This is a genomic window from Microbacterium terricola (genome assembly GCF_027943945.1).
GTDB lineage: Bacteria > Actinomycetota > Actinomycetes > Actinomycetales > Microbacteriaceae > Microbacterium > Microbacterium terricola.
Window position 1 is genome coordinate 1,015,868 of record NZ_AP027141.1, and the last position, 25,241, is coordinate 1,041,108.

Below are 25,241 nucleotides of genomic sequence, written 5' to 3' on the forward strand. Positions count from 1 at the left end.
ACGAAATGGCTAGAGTCAAGCGGGCTGTCAACGCCCACAAGAAGCGTCGCATCATCCTCGAGCGCGCATCCGGCTACCGCGGGCAGCGCTCGCGCCTGTACCGCAAGGCGAAGGAGCAGGTCACCCACTCGCTCGTCTACGCGTACCGTGACCGTCGCAAGCGCAAGGGCGACTTCCGCCGTCTGTGGATCCAGCGCATCAACGCCGCTGCCCGCCAGAACGGCATCACCTACAACCGCTTCATCCAGGGTCTCGGCCTCGCCGGCATCCAGGTCGACCGTCGCATGCTCGCCGAGCTCGCTGTGCACGAGCCGGCCACCTTCGCGTCGCTCGTCGCCAGCGCCAAGCAGGCGCTGCCCAGCGACGTGAACGCGCCGAAGCAGGCGTAGTCGTCGCATCCGACACGCGAAAGGGCGCCCTCCGCACGGAGGGCGCCCTTTCTGTCCGTACACTGAAGGCGTGCTCGAGAATCCGCGGTCCCCGCGTGTACGCGCCGTCGCGAAGCTGACCAAGCGCAGCGCTCGCCAGGAGAGCGGATTGTTCCTCCTCGAGGGGCCGCAGGCCGCCCGTGAGGCCCTGCGCTACCGGCCCGACACCGTGCTCGAGCTGTTCGCCACCCCCACCGCGATCGAGCGGCACGACGACATCCGCGCCGCCGCAGATGAGGCGGGGATCGAGGTCGTGTTCACCGCCGAGGCCGTGCTCGATGCCATGGCCGACACCGTCACGCCGCAGGGGATCGTCGCGGTCGCCCGTCAGTCGCCGACCGCGCTGAAGGACGTCTTCGCCGACGACCCGCGCCTCATCGCCATCTGCGAGGAGGTGCGCGATCCGGGCAACCTCGGCACGATCATCCGTGCCGCCGACGCGGCGGGCGCCGACGCCGTCATCCTCACCGGTCGCACCGTCGATCTATACAACCCGAAGGTCGTGCGCGCCACGACCGGATCGCTGTTCCACCTGCCTGTCGTCGTGGGCGTCGAGCTGGCCGCGGTCGTCGAGCGGGCGCATGCCCACGGCATCCGCATCATCGCGGCCGATGTCGGCGGCGACGACTTCCTGGCCAGCCGCGCGCTCCTCGCCGAGCCCACGGCCTGGCTCTTCGGCAACGAGGCGCGGGGCCTCGAAGAGGAGACGCTCGCCCAGGCCGACCTGGCGCTGCGCCTGCCGATCTACGGCAGCGCCGAGTCGCTCAATCTGGCCACGGCGGCCAGCGTCTGCCTGTACGAGACGGCGTTCGCCCAGCGCTCCTGAGGTGCCGCGGGACGTATGCCGGTCCTGTTACGGAACGGTAAAGCTCCCGTCAACCCCCTGGCAGGATGCCTGTCACGCTCCTAGCGTGAGGACATGACGACAGGGGAATCCGGCGCGGCGCCGACGTCGAACATCACGGTCCGCCGAGGTGATCCGCTCGTCGTGATCACGGACGTGCAGAAGCACTACGGCGACTTCCAAGCGCTCACCGACATCGACCTCACGGTCAATCGCGGCGAGGTGGTGGTCGTGATCGGTCCGTCCGGATCGGGTAAATCCACCCTCTGCCGCACGATCAACCGCCTCGAGACCATCACCAGCGGCACGATCACGATCGACGGCGAGGAACTGCCCAAGGAGGGCAAGGGGCTCGCCGCGCTGCGCGCGGACGTCGGGATGGTGTTCCAGTCGTTCAACCTCTTCGCGCACCTGACGATCCTCGAGAACGTGACGCTCGGGCCCATCAAGGTGCGCAAGATGAACAAGGCGGACGCCGAGCGTGAGGCGAAGGTCCTGCTGGATCGGGTCGGCGTCGGCCACCAGGCATCCAAACTGCCCGCCCAGCTCTCCGGCGGCCAGCAGCAGCGCGTCGCCATCGCCCGGGCGCTCGCCATGAACCCGAAGGTCATGCTCTTCGACGAGCCGACCTCGGCACTCGACCCCGAGATGATCAACGAGGTGCTCGATGTCATGGTCGGGCTCGCGCAGGACGGCATGACCATGATCGTCGTCACCCACGAGATGGGCTTCGCGCGCAAGGCAGCCGACCGGGTCGTCTTCATGGCGGACGGCCAGATCCTCGAAGACCAGATGCCCGACGACTTCTTCACCCACCCGAAGACCGATCGGGCGAAGGACTTCCTCTCGAAGCTCATCACCCACTGACCCCCCGCACCAGCACAGCACGGCACGGCACGACGCACCGCACGACCCGAACGTCGGTTACGGAACGCACGGACAGATACGAAACACAAGGAGGAATCACATGCGAAAGTCGCGAATCATCTCGGGCATCGGCCTCACAGCGGCCGCCCTGCTCGCACTGACAGCCTGCAACAGCGGGACGCCCGGCGCCGAGCCCGGCGCGTCCGAGGGCACGGAGGACGGCGCCTGGTTCGAGGTCGCCACCGATGTCACGCTCGAGGGCAGCCCGACGTTCGACACGATCTCGGAGAGCGGAAAGGTCCGCGTCGGCGTCAAGGAGGACCAGCCGGGGCTCGGCTACCTCGACCAGGCGACCGGTGAGCGGAGCGGCTTCGACGTCGACATCGCGCGGTGGATCGCCGCATCCCTCGGCTACGACGAGGACGCCATCGAATTCACGCCCATTCCGTCCGCCAACCGCGAGCAGGCGATCGTGAACGGCGACATCGACTACTACGTCGGCACCTACTCGATCACTGACGACCGCAAGGAGCTCATCGACTTCGCCGGTCCCTACTTCGTCACCGGTCAGGGCCTGCTGGTCGCCGCCGACGACGAGGAGATCACGGGTCCCGACACGCTCGACGGCAAGACCGTCTGCTCGGCGACGGGCTCCACCTCGATCCAGCGGATCAAGGACGAGCACCCCGAGGCCAAGACGACCGAGTTCGACACCTACTCGCAGTGCGTCGAGCAGCTGAAGGCCGGACAGGTCGACGCGATCACCACCGACCAGGCGATCCTGATCGGCTACGCCGCGCAGGACCCCGACAACCTCAAGGTCGTCGGCGACGTGTTCAGCGAGGAGCGCTACGGCGTCGGCATCCAGAAGGGCGACACGGCCCTCGTCGACTTCGTCAACACGATGTTCACGGACGGGGGAGACATCTGGTCTGCCATCTTCGAGAAGAACCTCGGCTCCTCGGGCATCGAGGTCGAGCAGCCGGCGGTCGACTAGTCACATGGCCGTGGCGGCGCTGAGAGACGCCGCCACGGTCCATCTCCACCACCCACGACGCGAGAGGACCGGTCAGTGAACGTCATCACCGACTATCCCGATCTGTGGCTCGACGCCCTGCGCGGCACGGTCGTGCTGTTCTTCGCCGGCGGGCTGATCGCCATCGTCCTCGGCGTCATCGTGGGTGCCATGCGGGTGTCGCCCATCCCGGTGGCCCGCGCGATCGGCACGGTCTACGTGAACACGATCCGCAATACGCCGCTGACCCTGATCTTCTTCTTCTTCGCCTTCGGGATCCCGCTGCTCGTGGACTTCCGCGTCGACTTCCTGGTGCTCGCGATCTGGGCGCTCGGCATCTACACCGCCACCTATGTCGCCGAGACGATCCGATCGGGCATCAACACGGTGCCGGTCGGGCAGGCGGAGGCGGCGCGGGCGCTCGGCCTCACGTTCGGGCAGGTCATGTCCACCGTCGTGCTTCCGCAGGCGTCGCGATCGGTGATCCCGCCGATGATGAGCGTCTTCATCGCCCTTCTGAAGAACACCACGGTGGCGACCGGCTTCTCGGTCGTCAACCTCGGCAACATCCGCGCGGACATGAGCGAGAACGGTGAGAACCAGCTCGTCGTGCTCCTCTGGGTGATGGTCGTCTTCGTGGCTCTCGTGCTCCTGCTCGCCTGGCTGCAGCGAATCCTCGAGAACAAATGGAGGGTGGCCAGATGACCTCCGTCCTGTACGACGTCCCCGGGCCGCGGGCGATGGTCCGCAACCGCATCCTCGGAGTGGTCACCGTCATCGTCGTGGCCGGACTGCTCGCGTTCGTGCTCTGGCGCTTCGCCGTGACGGGTCAGTTCTCGGCCGAGAAGTGGCAGGCGTTCACCTACACGCTGGTGTGGCAGAACTTCGGACTGGCGACGCTGCGCACGCTCGCCGCGTTCGCCTCTGCGGCCGTCGGAGCACTCATCCTGGGCTTCGTGCTGGCGATCGGGCGACTCTCCGATCACGCCTGGGTGCGGGTTCCGGTGACGGCGATCATCGAGGTCTTCCGCGCCGTGCCCGTCCTGATCCTCATGCTGCTGCTGTATTACGGGCTGCCCGTCGTTGGGATCAAGGTCGGCACGTACTACGCGGTCGTCATCGCGCTCATCGTCTACAACGGATCCGTGCTGGCAGAGGTGATCCGCGCCGGCGTCGAATCCCTGCCGCGCGGGCAGCGCGAGGCGGGCTACGCGGTCGGACTCCGCAAGAGCGGCGTGATGCGCCTGATCCTGCTGCCCCAGGCGATCAGGGCGATGCTGCCGGTGATCATCGCGCAGCTCGTCGTCACCCTGAAGGACACCGCCCTCGGCTTCATCATCACCTACCCCGAGCTGCTGAAGTACGCGAAGGACCTGGGCTCGTCGGCGACGCTCGGCTCGCCGCTCATCCCTGCGGCGATGGTCGCCGGTGCGATCTACATCGCGCTCTGCCTGCTGCTCTCGCTGCTCGCGAGCCGGGTCGAGGCAGGCATCCGCCGCTCGCCGAAGGTGATCGCCGGCGGACGCGGGGCGCCGCTGCAGGACGGCGTCACCGACACCGAGCTCATCGCCGCGCAGCGCAGTGCCGGCAAGAACGATCAGGGGAGCGCCGTCGGGTAGCGCCTCCGCGCGGATCGCCGCGTGACCGCCGGTAGACTCGACTCTCGTGTCCGACGCACCCGAAATCACGCCCGAGGCGGTGGATGCCGCCGTGCAGGCGGCGCTCGCCGCGATCGGCGCCGCAGCGACCACGGCCGAGCTGAAGGCGGCACGCTCCGCCCACACCGCGGAGGCTTCGCCGCTCGCGCAGCTCAACGCGCAGCTGCGCCACGTGCCCAACGAGCGCAAGGCCGAGTTCGGCAAGCTGATCGGCCAGGCCCGCGGCCGGGTCACCCAGGCGCTCGCCGCGCGGGAGAGCGAGCTCGCCGCCGCAGAGACCGCGGCGACGCTCGAGGCCGAGCGGCTCGACATCACCGCGCTCGCCGCCCGTGCGCGCACCGGTGCCCGGCACCCGATCTCGCTCCTGCAGGAGCAGGTCGCCGACATCTTCGTCGGCATGGGGTGGGAGATCGCCGAGGGGCCGGAGCTCGAGCACGAGTGGTTCAACTTCGACGCCCTCAACTTCGACGTCGATCACCCTGCCCGTCAGATGCAGGACACCTTCTTCATCGACCCGGTCGACCGTCATCTCGTCATGCGGACCCACACGAGCCCCGTGCAGGTGCGATCCATGCTCGAGCGCGAGCTGCCGGTGTACGTGCTGTGCCCCGGGCGCGTGTACCGCACCGATGAGTTCGACGCGACGCACCTGCCGGTGTTCACGCAGTTCGAGGGCCTCGTGATCGACAAGGGCATCACGATGGCGCACCTCAAGGGCACACTCGACCACGCCGCCAGGGTGCTGTTCGGGCCGGAGGCCAAGACGCGCTTCCGCGCCAACTTCTTCCCCTTCACGGAGCCTTCCGCCGAGCTCGACCTGTGGCACCCCACCTTCAAGGGCGGCGCCCGCTGGATCGAATGGGGCGGCTGCGGCATGATCAACCCCAACGTGCTGCGCGCCGCGGGAATCGACCCCGAGGAGTACTCGGGCTTCGCGTTCGGAATGGGGATCGAGCGGACGCTGATGTTCCGCAGCGACGTGCAGGACATGCGCGACATGGCCGAGGGCGATGTGCGCTTCAGCGAGCAGTTCGGGATGGTGGTCTGATGCGCGTCCCGCTTTCGTGGCTGCGTGAGCACGTGGATCTTGCGACGGATGCGTCGCCCGAGGACGTCCTCGCGGCGCTCGTGCGCGTCGGCTTCGAAGAGGAGGACGTGCACCGCTTCGACCTGTCCGGCCCGATCGTCGTCGGCGAGGTGCTCGAGTTCGTCGAGGAGCCTCAGTCCAACGGCAAGACGATCCGCTGGTGCCAGGTCGATGTCGGCGCCGAGCACGGCGGCGTGCGAGGCATCGTCTGCGGCGCAGGAAACTTCTTCCCCGGCGACAAGGTCGTCGTGACCCTGCCGGGTGCGGTCCTCCCTGGACCCTTCCCGATCGCCGCTCGCAAGACCTACGGGCACGTGTCGGACGGCATGATCGCCTCGGCGCGCGAGCTCGGACTCGGCGAGGAGCACAACGGCATCCTGCGTCTGGTCGAGCTCGGCATCGACGCGCCCGTCGGGACCGACGCGATCGCCCTGCTCGGCCTCGACGACGTCGCGGTCGAGATCAACGTCACGCCCGACCGCGGGTACGCCCTGTCGATCCGCGGCGTCGCCCGCGAGTACTCGCACGCCACCGGAGCCGCGTACCGCGACCCGGGCGATCGGCCATGGGGAGAGCTGCAGCAGCCGACATCCGGATTCGCGGTCGCCGTCGACGACGCCAACCCGATCAGGGGACGCGCGGGCGCGTCGGAGTTCGTCGTCCGGATCGTCCGCGACGTCGATCCGACCAAGCCCACTCCCGCGTGGATGATCGCGCGGCTCACGCTCGCCGGCGTCCGCTCGCTCGGCATCCTGATCGACATCACGAACTACGTCATGCTCGAACTCGGGCAGCCCATCCACGGCTACGACCTCGACAGGCTCGCCGGCGGCATCACCGTGCGCCGCGCCACGCCGGGGGAGTCGCTCGAGACGCTCGACGGCAAGGTGCGCACCCTCGATCCCGAGGACCTGCTCATCACCGACGAGTCCGGCCCGATCGGCCTGGCCGGGGTCATGGGCGGCGGCACCACCGAGATGACCGACGCCACGCGCAACGTCCTCATCGAGGCGGCGACCTTCGACACCGTGTCGATCGCACGCACCGCCCGCAGGCACAAGCTGCCCAGCGAGGCCTCCCGCCGCTTCGAGCGGGGAGTCGACCCGCTCATCCCGTTCGTGGCCGCCCGTCGCGTCGCCGACCTCATGGTCGAGTACGCCGGCGGCACCCTCGACACCGAGACCGGCGGCGCCCTGTTCGCGACCGTCGAGCAGAAGGCCATCGCGCTGCCGAAGCCGTTCACCGCCGCCCTCATCGGCGTGGAGTACACCGAGGCCGAGATCGTCGCCGCGCTCGAGATGATCGGGTGCGAGGTCGAGGACGGGCCGGGGGCGCCGCAGTGGTCGGTCATCCCGCCGTCGTGGCGTCCGGACCTCACCGACAAGTGGACGCTCGCGGAGGAGGTCGCCCGCATCGAGGGGTACGACCGCATCCCGTCGCTGCTGCCCACTCCGCCGTCCGGGCGGGGACTGACGAGCGCCCAGCAGGGCCGCCGCCGCGTCGCCAACGCGCTCGCGGCCGCCGGCTTCGTCGAGACGCCGTCGTTCCCCTTCACGACCGAGGACCAGAACGACCTGCACGGCTCCGCGTCGGGCGCCCACCTGCCCAGCGTGACGCTGGCGAACCCGCTCGACGGCCAGGCGCCGTCGCTGCGTCGCTCGCTCGTCCCCGCCCTGCTGCAGGTCGCACACCGGAATGCGGCACGCGGCCTCACCGATCTCGCCCTGTTCGAGACCGGCACCGTGTTCCTGCCCGCGCCGGGTGTGCGGTACGGCACCTCGTTCGTCCCGCCGCTGGCCGTACGGCCGAGCGCGTCGGCTCTCGCCGCGCTCGACGCCTCCATCCCGCCGCAGCACCGTCACGTGGCCGTCCTGCTCGCCGGGAACGCCGTGCCGAAGCAGCCGGGGCAGCCGGTCGTGGCGGCCGGTCTCTCCGACGCGCTCGCGGCCGTCCAGACCATCGCCGTCGCCGCCGGCGTCGCCATCGATGTCGCGCAGGGCGAGCGCGCCGCGCTGCACCCCGGTCGGACGGGCGTGCTGTCGGTCGCCGGCACCGAGGTCGGCTACATCGGCGAGCTCCTTCCGGCGGTCGCCGAGGCCGCAGACCTGACCGGTCGCGTGGTCGTCGCCGAGCTCGACCTCGACCTGGTGCTCGCGCTCGCAGGGGAGAAGGTCGTGGCCGCATCGCTGTCGGGGTATCCCGCCGCGACGCAGGACGTGTCGCTCGTCGTGCGCGCCGACGTGCCGGCCGCAGCGGTGCGCAGCGCGCTCGCCGACGGCGCGGGTGAGCTGCTCGAATCGCTCCGCCTCGTCGACGACTACCGCGGTCAGGGCCTTCCCGATGGGGCCAAGAGCCTGACGTTCGCGCTGCGCTTCCGGGCTCCGGATCGCACGCTCACGGCGGCCGAGGCCACCGAGGCCAAGCTCGCGGGAGTGGCTGTCGCTGCCGAGCGGTTCGGCGCGACCCTGCGCGAGTAATCCGACGCACCATGACGCGCGTTCTGATCCTCGGCGGAACCGGTTGGCTCAGCGGGCTGATCGCGCGGCACTGGCGTGACCGCGGGGCTGCGGTCACCGCGCTCGCCCGGGGCGCGCGGCCGGCCCCGGAGGGGGTCGAGCTCGTGATCGCGGATCGCGACGCGCCCGACGCCTTTGACGCGGTGACCACGCGCGACTGGGACGAGGTCGTCGACATCTCCTCCCAGCCTCGACACGTGGCCGCCGCCGTGGCGGGGCTGGCCGGGCGCACGACGCACTGGACCTACATCTCCAGCGTGTCGGCGTACGCGGCGGATGACGAGCCGGGTGCGGGGGAGGAAGCCGCGCTCGCCGTGCCCCTCGGGCCGGGGGAGGACTACGACTACTCGCGGGCGAAGGCGGCGTCGGAGACCATCGTGCGCACCGCACTCGAGGACCGTGCGGCGATCGTCCGCCCGGGACTCGTGGTCGGCCCGGGTGACCCGACCGACCGGTTCGGCTACTGGGTCGGCCGATTCGCGCTCGCCGGGGACGAGCCGGTGCTCGTGCCTGACGCGGAGGGGCGATACGTGCAGGTGATCGACGTCGACGACCTGGCGCCATTCGCGGTGCTCCTGGGCGCCGAGCGATCGAATCTCACCGCCAATGCGGTGGGGCTCCCGATGCCGTTCGACGAGTTCGTCGCCCGCGCGCGCCGGATCGCCGGTCACACCGGGCGCGTGGTCCCCGCCTCCGACGCTCACCTGCAGTCACAGGGGGTCGCCTTCTGGGCGGGTCCGCGCTCGCTGCCGCTCTGGCTCCCGGCGGATGCCACCGGCTTCGCCCGCCGGGCCAACGCGACGTACCTCGCGGCCGGGGGGCGCCTGCGCGACCTCGATGAGACCCTGACTCGCACGCTCGCCGACGAGCGTGCGAGGGGTCTCGAGCGTGAGCGGGACGACGGTCTCTCCCGCTCCGACGAGGTGCGTCTGCTCGCCGAGCTGGTGTGACGCGGATTTGCGGATGCTGCGGGCCGACCGCTATCGTCGCCGCATGGCCGCCTCCTCGAACGACTCGCTCGTCATGAGCCTCGTTCCCGCGCGCCGACGCCGGGCCGACCGCCGACTGTAGGCGGCTCCCGCATTCCTCGGTTCCTGCCGGGTCGAGTGCCGGTGTCGCCGTCTCAGGCCCTCCGTCCTCGAGCCATAAGGTAGAACCATGACCTATTCGGTCGCCGTCTCCGGCGCTTCCGGCTACGCCGGCGGCGAGATCCTGCGCATTCTCGCGGGGCACCCTGACGTCGAGATCCGCACCGTCACGGCGCACTCCACCGCCGGGCAGCCGCTCGTCCAGCACCAGCCCCACCTGCGCTCGCTCGCGCACCTGACGCTGCAGGAGACCACCCCCGAGATCCTCTCCGGGCACGACATCGTGTTCCTGGCACTGCCGCACGGGCAATCCGGGCAGTACACCGACGCGCTCGAGGACGCCCCGCTCGTCATCGACGCGGGCGCCGACCACCGGCTCACGTCGGCGGACGCGTGGGGCCGGTTCTACGGGGGCGCATTCCACGACCCCTGGGCCTACGGCGTCCCGGAGCTTCTCGTCGACGGTGTCAAGCAGCGTGAGCACCTCGTCGGCGCCACCCGCATCGCCGCGCCCGGCTGCAATGCGTCGACCGTGAGTCTCAGCCTCGCGCCCGGTGTGGCCGCCGGCGTGATCGATCCGTCCGACATCGTCACGGTGCTCGCCGTCGGCCCGAGCGGGGCGGGCAAGAGCCTGAAGACCCACCTGCTCGGCGGAGAGATCCTCGGCTCGGCGAACCCGTACGCGGTCGGCGGCACGCACAGGCACATCCCGGAGATCCAGCAGGCGCTGGCTGCGGCGGCCGGGCCCGCGGACGGAGGGAGCGGATCGCCGGCGATCCGCATCTCGTTCACGCCGGTCATCGTGCCGATGGCGCGGGGCATCCTCGCCACCTCGACGGCGCCCATCGCCCCTGGTGCGAGCGACGCGCAGATCCGCGGCGCGTGGGCGGACGCTTACGACGGCGAGACCTTCGTGCAGCTGCTGCCCGAGGGCGATTTCCCCCGCACGGCCGACGTCCTCGGCGCCAACACGGCGCTCATGGGCCTCGCGATCGACCGCGCGGCGAACCGCGTCGTGGTCGTCACCGCGGTCGACAACCTCGTCAAGGGCACCGCCGGCGCTGCCATCCAGTCCATGAACATCGCTCTGGGGCTGCCTGAGGGCAGGGCCCTCACCGTCAACGGGGTCGCCCCGTGACCGTCGTCGCCGTCGGCGGCGCACGCGTCGAGAAAGGAATCGCGCCGTGAGCGTCACCGCGCCGCAGGGATTCGAGGCGGCCGGCGTCGCCGCCGGCCTGAAGTCCACAGGGAAGCCCGATGTCGCCGTGGTGGTCAACCGCGGCCCGCTCAAGGTGGGCGCCGCCGTCTTCACGAGCAACCGGGCCAAGGCCAACCCGATCATCTGGTCGCAGCAGGCGGTCGCCGACGGGGCCGTCGAGGCGGTCGTGCTCAACTCGGGCGGCGCCAACTGCTTCACTGGCACGTTCGGGTTCCAGACCACCCACCAGACCGCCGAACGCGCCGCCGAGCTGCTCGACGTGAGCGCCGGCGATGTGCTGATCTGCTCCACCGGACTCATCGGCACCGGCGACGAGGTGTTCCGGCAGAAGGTGCTCGACGGCACCGCCGCGGCGATCGCCGGGCTCTCCGCCGCAGGGGGAGAGGACGCATCCCTCGCCATCATGACCACCGACTCACGTCCCAAGCGCGCCGTGCGCAGCCAGGACGGCTGGACGATCGGCGGCATGGCGAAGGGCGCGGGGATGCTGGCACCCGGCCTTGCGACGATGCTCGTGGTGATCACGACCGACGCCGTCCTGACCGCCGCGGAGGCCGACGCGCACCTGCGCGACGCCACCAGGGTGAGCTTCGACCGGCTCGACTCGGACGGGTGCATGTCGACCAACGACCAGGTGACCCTGATGGCCAGCGGCGCCAGCGGCGTCACTCCAGACCGCGACGCGTTCCGCGCGGCGCTCGCCGCCGTGTGCGTCGATCTCGCGGAGCAGCTCCAGGGCGACGCGGAGGGAGCGAGCCACGACATCCGCATCGTCGTGCAGAACGCCGCCTCCGAGGAGGACGCCGTCGAGGTCGGCCGCTCGGTCGCCCGCAACAACCTGTTCAAGGCGGCCATCTTCGGCAACGACCCCAACTGGGGCCGGGTGCTCGCCGCGATCGGCACGACCCAGGCCGCCTTCGACCCCTACGACGTCGATGTCTGGATGAACGGCGTTCGCGTCTGCTCGGCGGGAGGCCCGGACGCCCCCCGCGAGGAGGTCGACCTCACCCCGCGGGCGACGGAGCTCGTCATCGACCTCAAGATCGGCGACGCGACAGCCGTGATCCTCACCAACGACCTCACCCACGACTACGTCCACGAGAACAGCGCGTACGCCTCATGACCGACATCCAGGACACCGACCCGGGCGAAGCCTCTGCCAAGGCCGCGACGCTGATCGAATCGCTGCCGTGGCTGCGCCGCTTCCGCGATCAGATCGTCGTCGTCAAGTACGGGGGCAACGCGATGGTGAGCGAGGAGCTGCAGGACGCCTTCGCCGCCGACATCGCCTACCTGAACTACGTCGGCGCGAAGCCGGTCGTCGTGCACGGCGGCGGACCGCAGATCTCCAACATGCTCGATCGCCTGGCGATCCCGAGCGAGTTCAAGGGCGGGTACCGGGTCACCAGCACCGAGGCGATCAGCGTGGTGCGCATGGTCCTCACCGGCCAGATCAATCCGCAGCTCGTGGCCAAGATCAACGCGCACGGTCCGCTGGCGACGGGACTGAGCGGTGAGGACGCCGGCCTGTTCGGCGGACGCCGCCGCGGCGTCGTCGTGGACGGCGTCGAGCACGACCTCGGCCGCGTCGGCGACGTCGTCGAGGTGGACCCTCAGCCGATCCTCGATCACCTCGCGGCAGGGCGCATCCCGGTGGTTTCGAGCATCGCGCCGGACCTGGACACACCGGGCCACTCGCTCAACGTCAACGCGGATGCCGCGGCCGCCGCGCTGGCGGTCGCCCTCGGGGCGTCGAAGCTCGTCGTGCTCACCGACGTCGCTGGTCTCTACGCCGACTGGCCGAACCGCGAGTCGCTCGTCTCCCACCTCACCTCGACCGAGCTGCGCGCGATGCTGCCGACGCTCGAGTCGGGCATGATCCCGAAGATGCAGGCGTGCCTCGACGCCGTCGAAGGCGGCGTCGAGACGGCCGCCATCATCGACGGCCGCGTGCCGCACTCGGTCCTGGTGGAGATCTTCACGAGCAAGGGAATCGGCACGGAGGTGGTGGCGTGATGGGCGAACAGCAGACGACGTGGCAGGAGGACGCAGGCCGCGACCTCGTGCGCAGCTTCGGCGACCGGCTGGCGCTGCTCACGCGCGGTGAAGGCGCCTACCTCTGGGACGAGGACGGCAAGCGCTACCTGGACTTCCTCGCGGGCATCGCCGTCACCTCGCTCGGGCACGCGCATCCCGTGTTCGTCGAGGCGCTCGCCGCCCAGGCCGCGACCCTCGCGCACGTGTCGAACTACTTCGCCACGCCACCGCAGCTCGCGCTCGCCGCGACCCTCAAGCGGGTCGCCGGCACCGGTGCCGAGGGCCGGGTCTACTTCGGCAACTCCGGCGCGGAGGCCAACGAGGCCGCGTTCAAGCTGGCCCGCCTCCACGGCGGCACCGAGCGCCCCCGCATCCTTGCGCTGCGCGACGCCTTCCACGGCCGCACGATGGGGACCCTGGCCCTCACCGGCAAGCCCTACATGCAGGAGCCCTTCCTGCCGATGACGCCCGGCGTCGAGTTCATCGACTCGACGGCCGACGCGCTCGAGGCGGCGATCGACGACAGGGTGGCCGCGCTGTTCGTCGAGCCCGTCAAGGGCGAGGCCGGCGTCATCGATCTGCCGGACGGCTACCTGGAGGCGGCGCGGCGACTCACCGCGCAGCACGGCGCGCTGCTGATCATCGATGAGATCCAGACCGGCGCGGGGCGCACCGGCGAATGGTTCGCGTTCCAGCACGCCGGGATCACCCCTGACGCGATCACCGTCGCCAAGGGCATCGGGGGCGGATTCCCGATCGGTGCGCTGATCACCTACGGGCATGCGAGCGAGCTGTTCTACCCAGGCACCCACGGCTCGACCTTCGGGGGCAACGCCCTCGGCACGGCGGTCGCGAATGCCGTGCTCGGCGAGATCGAGCGCGCCGAGCTGGTCCGCAACGCCGCCGAGCGCGGCCGTCAGCTGCGCGAGGCGATCCACGGCATCGACTCTCCGCTCATCGGCGGATGCCGTGGGCGCGGGCTGCTGATCGGCGTCGCGCTGCAGCATCCGGTCGCGAAGGCGGTCGTCGCGGCCGCACAGGAGCACGGGCTCATCATCAACGCCCCGAACGACGAGACCATCCGGCTCGTGCCCGCGCTGAACATCGGCGATGTCGAGATCGACGAGTTCGTCGAACTGTTCACCGCCGCCCTCCGCACCGTCGAGCAGGCGCTCGTGCTCGATGCGGCGAGCGGACACACCCCGAGCACGACCACTGAGGAGACCACGAAGTGACCCGCCACCTGCTGCGCGACGACGACCTGACCCCGGCGGAGCAGGACGAGATCCTCGCTCTCGCCGTGGAGCTGAAGAAGGACCGCTGGAAGCTCAAGGCGCTCGAGGGTCCGCAGACCGTCGCCGTCATCTTCGACAAGTCGTCCACCCGCACGAGGGTGTCGTTCGCCGTCGGCATCGCCGACCTCGGCGGCTCGCCGCTGATCATCTCGACCGCGAACAGCCAGCTCGGCGGCAAGGAGACCCCGTCGGACACCGCGCGCGTTCTCGAGCGCCAGGTCGCCGCGATCGTCTGGCGCACATACGCCCAGGCCGGTCTGGAGGAGATGGCGCGCGGCACCAGGGTCCCCGTCGTGAACGCGCTCAGCGATGACTTCCATCCGTGCCAGCTCCTGGCCGACCTGCTGACGATCCGCGAGCACAAGGGCGAGCTGAAGGGCCTCACGCTGGCGTTCTTCGGCGACGGCCGCTCGAACATGGCGCACTCGTACATGCTCGCCGGCGTCACCGCCGGCATGCACGTGCGGGTGGCGTCGCCGGAGTCGTACGCGCCGCGCGAGGACGTCGTCGCCGACGCTGACCGCCGCGCGACCGAGACCGGCGGGTCCGTCGAGCTCTACACGGACGCCAACGAGGCGGCCGCGGGAGCGGACGTCATCGTGACCGACACCTGGGTGTCGATGGGCAAGGAGGAGGAGAAGCTCGCGCGCCTGCGCGACCTCGGCGAGTACAAGGTGACCCGCGATCTCATGGGTCTCGCCTCGCCGGAGGCCATCTTCATCCACTGCCTGCCCGCCGACCGCGGATACGAGGTCGAGGCCGAGGTGATCGACGGCCCGCAGAGCGTGGTGTGGGATGAGGCGGAGAACCGCCTGCACGCCCAGAAGGCCCTCCTGGTGTGGCTGCTGCGCCAGGACTGACCCGCAACCTGCGGCGGCTGACCGATCCGCCGCGGATACCGGGGGTCGACCTCGCGCGCGGTCTCGCCGTCTTCGGCATGCTCGCGGCGCACCTGCTCTGGATCGACGCGTTCGACTGGGCGCAGCCCGAGACCTGGAACGACATCACGCGCGGGCGGTCTTCGATCCTGTTCGCGACCCTCGCCGGGGTGTCGATCGGCCTGTTCACCGGGGGAGCGACCCCGCTGCAGGATCGCGCACTGTCGCTCGCCCGCCGGCGCCTCGTCGCGCGCGGCCTGCTGCTGTGGCTGCTCGGCGTCGTCCTGCTCGCGACGGGTGTCCCGGTGTACGTCGTGCTGCCCACGTACGCGGTGCTGTTCCTGATCGCGATCCCGCTGACCTCGCTGAGCGCGCGGACGCTGCTGGTGGTGGCGGGTGCGCTCGCCCTGATCACCCCGTTCGCGCAGGCGCCGCTGGATGCGCTGCCGCTCTGGCAGACCACGCCAGGCGTGGCGCTGTCGGCCGTGCTCGGGTGGCACTACCCGTTCGTCACCTGGAGCGCGTTCGTCGTCGCCGGGCTGGGCATCGCGCGTGCCGGCCTCGACCGGCTCCTCGTGCAGGTGTGGCTGCTGTGGGCAGGCGCGGTGCTCGCGTTCGTCGGCTACACCTGGGATGCGGTCGCCGGCGCTCCGGAGGACGCCTCGGGGTGGGCCGCGGTGTGGACCGCCGACGCGCACTCCAGCGGACTGCTCGAGGTGATCGGCTCCGGCGGCTTCGCGCTCGCCGTCATCGGCGCGTGTCTCCTGCTCTGCCGCACACCGGTGCGCGCGATCGTGCTGCCCGTGCGCGCCGTCGGGTCGATGCCGCTGACCGCGTACGTGGGTCAGCTCGTCGGCTGGGCGATCGCGGCGGGACTGATCCTGGGCGCGCCAGAGGATCTCGCGGGCTTCCGCGACCTGCAGCCCTTCTGGGTCTTCGTCGTCGTGACGCTGCTGGGCTGCACGGCCTGGGCGCTCTGGGTGGGGCGCGGCCCGCTCGAATGGCTGACGGACCGGATGACGAGGGCGGCCGTCGCGCGCGAGGACGCGGCCGCCGATCGGGATGCGGTGCGCCCGGATAGGCTGATCGAGTGAGCGACGACAAGGGAACAGGCACGAACGAGGGCGCACTCTGGGGGGCGCGGTTCGCGTCAGGACCCGCTCCCGAGCTGGCGACGCTGAGTCGTTCCACGCACTTCGACTGGCAGCTCGCGCTCTACGACATCGCGGGCTCCCACGCCCATGCGAAGGCGCTCGCCGCGGCCGGCTACCTCACCTCCGATGAGGAGACCGAGATGCACCGGGGGCTCGACGTGCTCGCCGGACGCATCACCGACGGGTCGCTGCAGCCGGGCGACGCCGATGAGGACGTGCACGGTGCCCTCGAGGCCGCGCTGATCGACACCGTCGGCCCCGCGCTCGGCGGCAAGCTCCGCGCCGGCCGCAGTCGCAACGACCAGATCGCGACGCTCGTGCGGATGTTCCTGCTCGACCACTCCCGCACCATCGCGCGCGAGATCCTCCGCCTCATCGATGCGGTCGTCGCGCAGGCCGAGTCGCACCCCGACGCGATCATGCCCGGGCGCACGCACCTGCAGCACGCGCAGCCGATCCTGCTCGCCCATCATCTGCAGGCGCATGCCTGGCCGTTGGTGCGCGACCTCGAGCGGCTGCGTGACTGGTCGGCGCGTGCCGCGGTGTCGCCCTACGGCGGCGGCGCCCTGGCCGGCTCCAGCCTCGGTCTCGACCCCGCCCTCGTCGCCCGCGAGCTCGGCCTCGACCGCCCGGCCGAGAACTCGCTGGACGGAACCTCGGCACGCGACGTGGTGGCCGAGTTCGCCTACATCGCCGCGCAGATCGGCATCGACCTCTCGCGCTTCTCGGAGGACATCATCCTCTGGAACACGCGCGAGTTCGGGTTCGTCACCCTGCACGACGGATACTCCACGGGCTCGAGCATCATGCCGCAGAAGAAGAACCCCGACATCGCCGAGCTGACGCGAGGCAAGTCGGGGCGGCTGGTCGGCAATCTGACGGGTCTGCTCACCACGCTCAAGGGCCTCCCGATCGCGTACAACCGCGATCTGCAGGAGGACAAGGAGCCCGTGTTCGACTCCGTCGTCACGCTGGAGACCGTCCTGCCCGCGTTCGCCGGCATGGTCGCGACCCTCACCTTCGACACGGAGCGGATGGCGCGGCTCGCGCCCCAGGGCTTCTCGCTGGCCACCGACGTCGCCGACTGGCTGGTGCGGCAGGGGGTGCCGTTCCGCGACGCCCACGAGATCTCCGGCGCGCTCGTCGCCCTGTGCGAACAGCGCGGGATCGAGCTGCACGAGGCGACCGACGAGATGCTGGCATCGGTCTCCGGAGAGCTGACCCCGGAGGTGCGCGACGTGCTCTCGGTGGAGGGCTCGGTCGCATCCCGCACCGGCGTCGGCGGCACCGCGCCCGTGCGGGTGGCTGAGCAGCGGGCAGAGCTCGTCGCCCGTGCGCAGGCCGTGGGGCACGCGCTCGGGCTCTGACGACTACAGGCTGAGGCGCGCCAGCGACAGCAGGTACACCCACACGCAGATGAAGGCCAGCATCGCCAGGCTGTACTTGATCGAGGCGCGCAGGATCTCGCTCTCGCGGCCCACGAGGCCGACGGCGCCCGCCGCGATCGCGATCGACTGCGGCGAGACCAGCTTGGCGACCGTGCCACCCGCGGTGTTGGCCGCGACCAGCAGCGTCGGATCGACCCCGATCTGCTGGGCCGTGATGCTCTGCAGGTGGGCGAAGAGCGTGTTGTTGTTCACGACAGACCCGGTGATGAACACGCCGAACCATCCGATGATGGGGGCGAACAGCGGGAAGATCGGGCCGACCGCCGCCAGGGCGTTCCCGATGCTGGCCGAGCCGCCGGAGTAGTTGGCGATGTTGGCGACCATCAGGATCAGGGCGATCAGGACGATCGCCTGCCAGAGCTGCGCCACCGTCGCGCCCAGCTCCGACCAGAGCTGTCGGGCGCTCAGCTGAGGCGTCGTGAAGAACATGATGAGCACTGCGATGAGGATCGCCGTGCCGGTCGCGTTGATCGGCGTCCAGTCCCACGTGGTGGTGGTGGCGGCATCCGCCCCCGCCGGGATGACCACCCCCGTGATGCCGGGTATCGGCACCGAGAAGACCAGCGCGTCCAGCGGCCCGCCGGGGACGAAGAGGTTCTTGAACCACGGGATCGACCATACGAAGATCACGCCGGTGAGGATGTAGAACGGGCTCCACGCGACCACGACGTCCGAGAAGTCCTGCTGCACACGAGCGGGTGCGACGCCGCCGTCTTCGCGGTACACGCGGCTGGGCTTCCAGACCCGGCTGATCATGAACACGACGGCCATGCCGAACAGGCCGGGCACGATGTCGGCGAGCTCGGGGCCGAGGGTGGTCAGGATGAGCGCCTGCGCACCGTTGTAGGCGACCGTGACGCCCAGGATCATCGGGAACGTCTCCCGCACGCCCTTCACGCCGTCGAGGATCAGCACGAGCAGGAACGGGGTGACGAGCGAGAGGAGCTGCAGGACCAGCACCATCTGGAAGCTCAGCGCCATCACGTCGACCTCGCCGACCCGGGCGCCGACGATGACCGGGATGCCGATCGCGCCGTACGCGCCGGCTGCGACGTTCGCGACCAGGCAGAGCATCGCCGCCTTGACGGCGCCGAAGCCCAGCTGCACCAGCAGGGCGGCACAGATCGCGATCGGCACCCCGAAGCCGGCCGCGCCCTCGAGGAAGCCGCCGAAGCAGAAGCTGATCAGCAGCACCTGCACGCGCTGGTCGGGCGAGATGCCCGAGATGCTGGTGCGGATGACGTCGAACCGGCCGCTGGCGACGGTCAGGCGGTACAGCCAGACCGCCATCACGATGATGTAGGCGATCGGCCAGATCGCGGTGAGCAGCCCGAGCAGCCCGGCGCCTGCGACGGAGGGCACCGGCATCCCGAACGGCCAGATGGCCACCACGATCTGCAGGATCACCGCGATCACTCCCGCCGTGATCCCTCGCATCTTGAAGACGACCAGGCAGAGCAGGAACACCAGGATCGGGATGATGGCGATCAGTGCGGACAGCCACAGGCGGCCGACCGGATCTATGCTCTGGTCCCACATGACGACGTCCCCTCAGCACCGAGGCCGCGGGCGCGGCGATGCGCGTAGCGTATCGGGGGCGCGCGGCGGTGCGGAAGAGGTGTTCCGCCTTATGCATGGTGGCTCATAAGGCAAATACTGATATCTCTGGCGCATAAGTGTTATTCTTATCGCGTGCCCGTCGCTCTGACCGCCGACATCATCGGCTCCCGGCTGCTGCCCGATCGCCCCGCCGCGCAGCAGCACCTCGATCGCGCGATCGCTCGCGTCGCGGACGATCTGCCCGTGGCGGTGCGCGCACTGCGTCCGATCGTCGGAGACGAGATGCAGGGCGTCTACGCGACGCTCGGCGACGCGATGGCCACCACTCTGCTGCTGCGCCTCGCGCTGCCCGACGGGATCGAGTGCCGGTTCGGACTCGGCATCGGCGAGGTCGGGGTCATCCCGTCCGCGACGGGCGACATCCCCGAAGGACCGGCGTGGTGGGCGGCGCGCGCCGCGATCGACCTCGTGCACGCCACGCAGCAGCGCGCGATCCCCGGAGCACGCACGTGGGTCGTCGCGGGGGAGGGCACGGATGCTGCCGACGCCCGCGATGCCACGCTCGCCAACGCCTACCTCGTGGCCAGGGACCAGCTGGTCACGCCGATGAGCGAGCGCACGCGCCGGCTGGTGTACGGCCGATGCCTGGGCACGACGCAGCGGCGGCTCGCGCAGGAGGAGGGCATCACCCAGTCGGCCGTGTCGCAGGCGCTGTCGACCGCGGGAGCAGCCGCCGTCGTCGAAGGCTTCGCGCTGCTGCGGGGGTTCTGACTACCAGATCGCGAGGCGGATGAGGGCCCCGGCCGCGCACGCCCACAGCAGGCTGGCGAGCGTGCCGATGATGAACCGCTCGCGCGCCTCGGCTCCGGCGAGCTCGGAGAACCGGCCGACGCCCTTGATCGCCACGATGACCGCGAGCGCCTCCGGGAACCCGGCGACGAGGGCGACGACCGTGCCGAGCCGCTCGAGGTAGCCGATGGTGGTGCCGCCGCGCAGCACCGCCGTCGTGCCGGGCTCCGGGCTGCCGGGTTCGGCCGCGCCGACGATGATCCCGCCGTCCTCGGTCTCGTGCACCCGGCCGTGCGTCGCGATCTCGAGGACCCGCCGGGTGACCGGATTGCCGCCCAGCACGCCGATCGTCACGCCGAGCAGCGCGAGGATGATGCCGACGATCGTGGGCACGTTCGTCGGCGAGACGGCCACCACGATGAGCGCCAGGATGAGGATGCCGGTGGCGATCAGCAGCGGGAGAGTGGTCGGCCGCCGCATGCTCACGACGATCAGCACGAGCACCCCGCACAGCGCGAGGAACAGGAAGATCGACGTCACGGTGGCGATCAGCACATCGGGCGACAGCAGCATCCCGTCAGTCTGGCACGCGCCGCCGACGGAACGGGGTCGGGGCTGCGCCGCGCGAGGCCGTGCCGGCGGCGGGCACGGGGGGCGGCCGCTGATAGCCTGAAAGACGTGTCTGAAACCGTCGTGAGCGCGACCGCGCCCGCCAACGATCCGACGTTCCCGAACGTCTGGGACGAGATCGTCTGGCGCGGGCTCGTGCATGTGTCCACCGATCAGGAGGCGCTGCGCGCCCTGCTCGCCGGGACGCCCGCGACGTACTACTGCGGCTTCGACCCGACCGCCCCGAGCCTGCACCTGGGCAACCTGGTGCAGCTGCTGCTCATGCGCCGGCTCCAGCTGGCCGGTCACAAGCCGCTCGGACTCGTCGGCGGCTCGACGGGCCTCGTCGGCGATCCCCGGCCGTCCGCCGAGCGGACCCTCAACACGCGCGAGACGGTCGCCGAGTGGGTGGGGTACCTCCGCTCCCAGGTCGAGCGCTTCCTCAGCTTCGAGGGAGACAACGCCGCGCGGATGGTGAACAACCTCGACTGGACCGCGCCCCTCAGCGCGATCGACTTCCTGCGCGAGATCGGCAAGCACTACCGGGTCGGCACGATGCTGAAGAAGGATGCGGTGAGCGCCCGCCTCAACTCAGAGGCCGGCATCAGCTACACCGAGTTCAGCTACCAGATCCTCCAGGGGATGGACTACCTCGAGCTGCACCGGCAGTACGGCTGCGTGCTGCAGACGGGCGGGTCCGACCAGTGGGGCAACCTCACCAGCGGAACGGACCTCATCCACCGCGTCGAAGGCGTGTCCGTGCACGCGATCGGGACGCCGCTGATCACGAACAGCGACGGCACGAAGTTCGGCAAGAGCGAGGGCAACGCCATCTGGCTCGACCCCGCGATGTGCAGCCCGTACCGGATGTACCAGTTCTGGCTGAACACCGACGATGCCGACGTCATCTCGCGGCTCAAGGTGTTCACCTTCCTGACCCGCGCCGAGATCGAGGAGTACGAGGCCCTGGTCGCGGCGGAGCCGTTCCGGCGAGCGGCGCAGAAGCGCCTCGCGCTCGAGGTCACCACCACCGTGCACGGCGCGGACGCCGCCGCAGCGGTGGTCGCCGCATCCGACGCGCTGTTCGGGCAGGGCGACCTCGCCGCGCTCGACGCCGAGACGCTGCGCACCGCGCTCGAGGAGCTGCCCCACGCGGCAGTTCCCGCCGGCACCGGAATCCTGCAGGCTCTGGTCGACACCGGCCTGGTCGCGAGCATCTCGGAGGGCCGTCGCGCGATCGCCCAAGGCGGCGTCTCCCTCGACGGCGCCAAGGTCGACGACGAGTCCGCCACGGTGTCCGGCTCGCTGCCCGGCGGGGTGTCGGTACTCCGGCGCGGCAAGAAGACGCTCGCCGGGGTGTTCGTCGGGGCCTGACCCCGGGCGATCCCGAACGCAGCCGCATGCCGTTCACGCCGAGCCACGCCGTCGTCGCTCTGCCGTTCGTCCGCACACCGCTGGTGCCCGCGGCCATCGCGGTCGGCGCGATGGCGCCGGATCTGCCGCTGTTCGTGCGCGACAGTCCGCTGACCTACCAGGTCACCCACACCAACATCGCGGTGGCCGTGCTGGTCTCGCTCGCGCTGCTGCTCGTGTGGTGGGCGCTGCTGCGCCCGGCTGTGCGCGAGCTCTCTCCTCGATGGCTCGCGGCGCGGCTGCCGGGGGAGTGGGACGCAACGGGACGCGAGATCGTCGCGACGGTCCGGGCACCGAGACCGGGTGCGCGTCGCGCGGTGTGGCGCAGCGGTGGCGTGCTCGCCATCCTCCTGGCACTGTCCCTCGTCCTCGGGGTCGTCTCGCACATCGCGTGGGACGCGTTCACGCATGACGGCCGCTGGGGTGTGTCGCTCTTTCCCGCACTGGGCGAGTACTGGGGACCGCTGCTCGGCTACAAGTGGCTGCAGTACGGGTCCGGCGTGATCGGGGTGGTCATCCTCACGGTGTCCGCCGCACTCTGGATGCGCGGGAGGGATGCTGCGACCCCGGTGGACCGCGTGCTCCCTGCCGCGATCCGGGTGGGCTGGTGGATCTCGCTGCCCATCGTCCTGGTCGCCGGCTGGCTGATCGGTCTCGCTGTCTACGGTCCGCTCACTGCGGAGTGGACGCCCGCGCACCTCGCATACCGCGTGCTGCCGCCGGCATCCGCCGCATGGGGAGTGCTGACCCTCGGGCTCTGTGTCGCTGTGCAGGTGCTGCGCCGGCGTCGACCGGCCGGCGCCTGACCGCGGGCGCCGATGGGGCCTGGAACGGGAAATCCGCTCTGACCTGCGAGACACGCCCGGGATGCGGCCCTGATTTGCCCGATCCCCGCATCCCGCGTAACTTATTACTTGTTCGCCCCACAGGGAAGCGGAGAGGCCGAGAGCCTTACCCCCCTCAAGCGGAGAACCACCCCCCATCTGAACGACACACTTCATTGTGAGTCATGACCTTCTGGTCTAGGATGGAGGTTCCCACTCCTCGAAGCTGTCGAAGGGTGCTGCCGGAGACGCTGAAAACAGTCACGGACAGCCGATTTGACAAGCAGAGCGAGCGGGATAAGATAGAGAAGTTGCCCCAGCGAGTCGGCCGAAACGGTCGCAGAGCAGGGCAGCGGATCTCTCTTCGTGAGACACAGCTTGTGTCAGCTGCTCGCCGGCTTCCAGCCGAAAAGCGCCGATTTGACAAGCGGATCACGAAGAATAAGATAGAGAAGTTGCCCTGCGGGCGAGGCTGAGAGGCTGAGCAGCAGGAGCATCCGATCCTTGAGAACTCAACAGCGTGCACTTGTCAAATGCCAAATAACCTCGTTCCAGCTTCGGCTGGATGAGATTCCTTTGGATCAATTTATGGATAAGTCAGCAATGACATCCACATTGGTCAGCATCAAACTCGCTGCCTCGACCTTATTCCGGTCTTGTCAGCAACATTTCTTTACGGAGAGTTTGATCCTGGCTCAGGATGAACGCTGGCGGCGTGCTTAACACATGCAAGTCGAACGGTGAAGCAGAGCTTGCTCTGTGGATCAGTGGCGAACGGGTGAGTAACACGTGAGCAACCTGCCCCGGACTCTGGGATAAGCGCTGGAAACGGCGTCTAATACCGGATACGAGACGTGAAGGCATCTTCAACGTCTGGAAAGAACTTCGGTCTGGGATGGGCTCGCGGCCTATCAGCTAGTTGGTGAGGTAATGGCTCACCAAGGCGTCGACGGGTAGCCGGCCTGAGAGGGTGACCGGCCACACTGGGACTGAGACACGGCCCAGACTCCTACGGGAGGCAGCAGTGGGGAATATTGCACAATGGGCGAAAGCCTGATGCAGCAACGCCGCGTGAGGGACGACGGCCTTCGGGTTGTAAACCTCTTTTAGCAGGGAAGAAGCGAAAGTGACGGTACCTGCAGAAAAAGCACCGGCTAACTACGTGCCAGCAGCCGCGGTAATACGTAGGGTGCAAGCGTTATCCGGAATTATTGGGCGTAAAGAGCTCGTAGGCGGTTTGTCGCGTCTGCTGTGAAAACCCGAGGCTCAACCTCGGGCCTGCAGTGGGTACGGGCAGACTAGAGTGCGGTAGGGGAGATTGGAATTCCTGGTGTAGCGGTGGAATGCGCAGATATCAGGAGGAACACCGATGGCGAAGGCAGATCTCTGGGCCGTAACTGACGCTGAGGAGCGAAAGGGTGGGGAGCAAACAGGCTTAGATACCCTGGTAGTCCACCCCGTAAACGTTGGGAACTAGTTGTGGGGTCCATTCCACGGATTCCGTGACGCAGCTAACGCATTAAGTTCCCCGCCTGGGGAGTACGGCCGCAAGGCTAAAACTCAAAGGAATTGACGGGGACCCGCACAAGCGGCGGAGCATGCGGATTAATTCGATGCAACGCGAAGAACCTTACCAAGGCTTGACATATACGAGAACGGGCTAGAAATAGTCAACTCTTTGGACACTCGTAAACAGGTGGTGCATGGTTGTCGTCAGCTCGTGTCGTGAGATGTTGGGTTAAGTCCCGCAACGAGCGCAACCCTCGTTCTATGTTGCCAGCACGTAATGGTGGGAACTCATGGGATACTGCCGGGGTCAACTCGGAGGAAGGTGGGGATGACGTCAAATCATCATGCCCCTTATGTCTTGGGCTTCACGCATGCTACAATGGCCGGTACAAAGGGCTGCAATACCGTAAGGTGGAGCGAATCCCAAAAAGCCGGTCCCAGTTCGGATTGAGGTCTGCAACTCGACCTCATGAAGTCGGAGTCGCTAGTAATCGCAGATCAGCAACGCTGCGGTGAATACGTTCCCGGGTCTTGTACACACCGCCCGTCAAGTCATGAAAGTCGGTAACACCTGAAGCCGGTGGCCCAACCCTTGTGGAGGGAGCCGTCGAAGGTGGGATCGGTAATTAGGACTAAGTCGTAACAAGGTAGCCGTACCGGAAGGTGCGGCTGGATCACCTCCTTTCTAAGGAGCATCTGGCACCCTCGGGTGTCCAGGCGCCAGATCAGCACCGAATGTGTGCTGCTGGTTAGCTCATGGGTGGAACATTAGACAAGGTGCCGATCGGAAGATCTCGAACTCAGTACGCTGCTTGCAGCTGGAAAGGTTCTGGTGACGCCGCCGGCACATGCACGCTGTTGGGTCCTGAGGGACCGGATGCCGCTTCATGCGGCGACCAACCTCAGGGCCTTTCTTGGCTGCCGGCGAACGGCAAGCGGGAAGGGTACCGCCCGTACTTTGAGAACTACACAGTGGACGCGAGCATCTTTGAACCGACTTCGG

At 69.1% G+C, this 25,241-nt stretch carries 21 protein-coding genes and 1 rRNA gene; 20 read left to right on the forward strand and 2 right to left on the reverse strand.

What is annotated here, in order from left to right:
- Positions 1 to 5: 5 nt before the first annotated feature.
- The 16 genes from rplT to argH all read left to right on the forward strand — a co-directional run bounded on the left by rplT (position 6) and on the right by argH (position 17,453).
- A complete protein-coding gene (rplT, locus tag Microterr_RS04705; RefSeq protein WP_263795860.1) occupies positions 6 to 389 on the forward strand; it encodes a 50S ribosomal protein L20 in 384 nt (127 codons plus the stop codon).
- Positions 390 to 459: 70 nt separating this feature from the next.
- A complete protein-coding gene (locus tag Microterr_RS04710; RefSeq protein ID WP_263795859.1) occupies positions 460 to 1,254 on the forward strand; it encodes a TrmH family RNA methyltransferase in 795 nt (264 codons plus the stop codon).
- A 93-nt stretch (positions 1,255 to 1,347) separates the two neighbouring features.
- Entirely contained in the window at positions 1,348 to 2,139 is a 792-nt protein-coding gene (locus Microterr_RS04715) for an amino acid ABC transporter ATP-binding protein (RefSeq protein WP_263795858.1), read from the forward strand.
- A 100-nt stretch (positions 2,140 to 2,239) separates the two neighbouring features.
- Positions 2,240 to 3,136, forward strand: coding sequence for a glutamate ABC transporter substrate-binding protein (locus Microterr_RS04720; protein WP_263795857.1), 897 nt, complete (start codon positions 2,240 to 2,242; stop codon positions 3,134 to 3,136).
- A 75-nt stretch (positions 3,137 to 3,211) separates the two neighbouring features.
- On the forward strand, positions 3,212 to 3,859 hold the full coding sequence (locus Microterr_RS04725; RefSeq protein WP_263795855.1) for an amino acid ABC transporter permease: 648 nt from the start codon (positions 3,212 to 3,214) through the stop codon (positions 3,857 to 3,859).
- Positions 3,856 to 4,773, forward strand: coding sequence for an amino acid ABC transporter permease (locus Microterr_RS04730; RefSeq protein WP_263795853.1), 918 nt, complete (start codon positions 3,856 to 3,858; stop codon positions 4,771 to 4,773). Before Microterr_RS04725 ends, Microterr_RS04730 begins: the two co-directional genes overlap by 4 nt.
- A gap of 46 nt (positions 4,774 to 4,819) precedes the next feature.
- A complete protein-coding gene (gene pheS, locus Microterr_RS04735) occupies positions 4,820 to 5,860 on the forward strand; it encodes a phenylalanine--tRNA ligase subunit alpha (RefSeq protein ID WP_263795852.1) in 1,041 nt (346 codons plus the stop codon).
- The gene (gene pheT, locus Microterr_RS04740; protein WP_263795851.1) at positions 5,860 to 8,376 is read left to right on the forward strand and encodes a phenylalanine--tRNA ligase subunit beta; all 2,517 of its coding nucleotides are present in this window, start codon (positions 5,860 to 5,862) and stop codon (positions 8,374 to 8,376) included. Before pheS ends, pheT begins: the two co-directional genes overlap by 1 nt.
- Before the next feature lie 11 nt (positions 8,377 to 8,387).
- A complete protein-coding gene (locus Microterr_RS04745; protein ID WP_263795850.1) occupies positions 8,388 to 9,365 on the forward strand; it encodes an NAD-dependent epimerase/dehydratase family protein in 978 nt (325 codons plus the stop codon).
- A gap of 208 nt (positions 9,366 to 9,573) precedes the next feature.
- Positions 9,574 to 10,641, forward strand: a complete 1,068-nt coding sequence (gene argC, locus Microterr_RS04750; RefSeq protein ID WP_263795849.1) for an N-acetyl-gamma-glutamyl-phosphate reductase — start codon at positions 9,574 to 9,576, stop codon at positions 10,639 to 10,641.
- Between the two features lie 46 nt (positions 10,642 to 10,687).
- Complete coding sequence (argJ, locus tag Microterr_RS04755; protein ID WP_263795848.1) at positions 10,688 to 11,845, forward strand: bifunctional glutamate N-acetyltransferase/amino-acid acetyltransferase ArgJ; 1,158 nt, start codon at positions 10,688 to 10,690, stop codon at positions 11,843 to 11,845.
- Complete coding sequence (gene argB / locus Microterr_RS04760; RefSeq protein WP_263795847.1) at positions 11,842 to 12,738, forward strand: acetylglutamate kinase; 897 nt, start codon at positions 11,842 to 11,844, stop codon at positions 12,736 to 12,738. The genes argJ and argB overlap by 4 nt, the downstream gene beginning before the upstream one ends.
- Complete coding sequence (locus Microterr_RS04765; RefSeq protein WP_263795846.1) at positions 12,738 to 13,994, forward strand: acetylornithine transaminase; 1,257 nt, start codon at positions 12,738 to 12,740, stop codon at positions 13,992 to 13,994. The genes argB and Microterr_RS04765 overlap by 1 nt, the downstream gene beginning before the upstream one ends.
- Positions 13,991 to 14,914 carry an ornithine carbamoyltransferase gene (gene argF, locus Microterr_RS04770; RefSeq protein ID WP_263795844.1) on the forward strand — a complete coding sequence of 308 codons (924 nt, stop codon included), beginning with the start codon at positions 13,991 to 13,993 and terminating at the stop codon, positions 14,912 to 14,914. Before Microterr_RS04765 ends, argF begins: the two co-directional genes overlap by 4 nt.
- Positions 14,893 to 16,026, forward strand: a complete 1,134-nt coding sequence (locus Microterr_RS04775) for a heparan-alpha-glucosaminide N-acetyltransferase domain-containing protein (protein WP_263795843.1) — start codon at positions 14,893 to 14,895, stop codon at positions 16,024 to 16,026. Before argF ends, Microterr_RS04775 begins: the two co-directional genes overlap by 22 nt.
- Complete coding sequence (argH, locus tag Microterr_RS04780) at positions 16,023 to 17,453, forward strand: argininosuccinate lyase (RefSeq protein ID WP_263795842.1); 1,431 nt, start codon at positions 16,023 to 16,025, stop codon at positions 17,451 to 17,453. The genes Microterr_RS04775 and argH overlap by 4 nt, the downstream gene beginning before the upstream one ends.
- 3 nt (positions 17,454 to 17,456) lie before the next feature.
- Here the strand turns inward: argH and Microterr_RS04785 are convergent, their stop codons facing one another.
- Entirely contained in the window at positions 17,457 to 19,073 is a 1,617-nt protein-coding gene (locus Microterr_RS04785) for an L-lactate permease (RefSeq protein ID WP_263795840.1), read from the reverse strand.
- Between the two features lie 153 nt (positions 19,074 to 19,226).
- Here Microterr_RS04785 and Microterr_RS04790 point away from each other — a divergent pair, with 153 nt between their 5' ends.
- Entirely contained in the window at positions 19,227 to 19,865 is a 639-nt protein-coding gene (locus tag Microterr_RS04790; RefSeq protein WP_263795839.1) for a SatD family protein, read from the forward strand.
- On the opposite strand, the gene Microterr_RS04795 is transcribed toward Microterr_RS04790, so the two are convergent.
- Complete coding sequence (locus Microterr_RS04795) at positions 19,866 to 20,456, reverse strand: hypothetical protein (RefSeq protein ID WP_263795838.1); 591 nt, start codon at positions 20,454 to 20,456, stop codon at positions 19,866 to 19,868. It lies immediately after the preceding gene.
- A 105-nt stretch (positions 20,457 to 20,561) separates the two neighbouring features.
- Here Microterr_RS04795 and tyrS point away from each other — a divergent pair, with 105 nt between their 5' ends.
- The 3 genes from tyrS (at position 20,562) to Microterr_RS04810 (ending at position 24,923) form a co-directional block, all read left to right on the forward strand.
- A complete protein-coding gene (gene tyrS, locus Microterr_RS04800; RefSeq protein ID WP_263795837.1) occupies positions 20,562 to 21,866 on the forward strand; it encodes a tyrosine--tRNA ligase in 1,305 nt (434 codons plus the stop codon).
- Positions 21,867 to 21,892: 26 nt separating this feature from the next.
- A complete protein-coding gene (locus Microterr_RS04805; protein ID WP_263795836.1) occupies positions 21,893 to 22,711 on the forward strand; it encodes a DUF4184 family protein in 819 nt (272 codons plus the stop codon).
- A gap of 690 nt (positions 22,712 to 23,401) precedes the next feature.
- Positions 23,402 to 24,923, forward strand: a 16S ribosomal RNA gene (locus Microterr_RS04810).
- Positions 24,924 to 25,241: the final 318 nt, after the last annotated feature.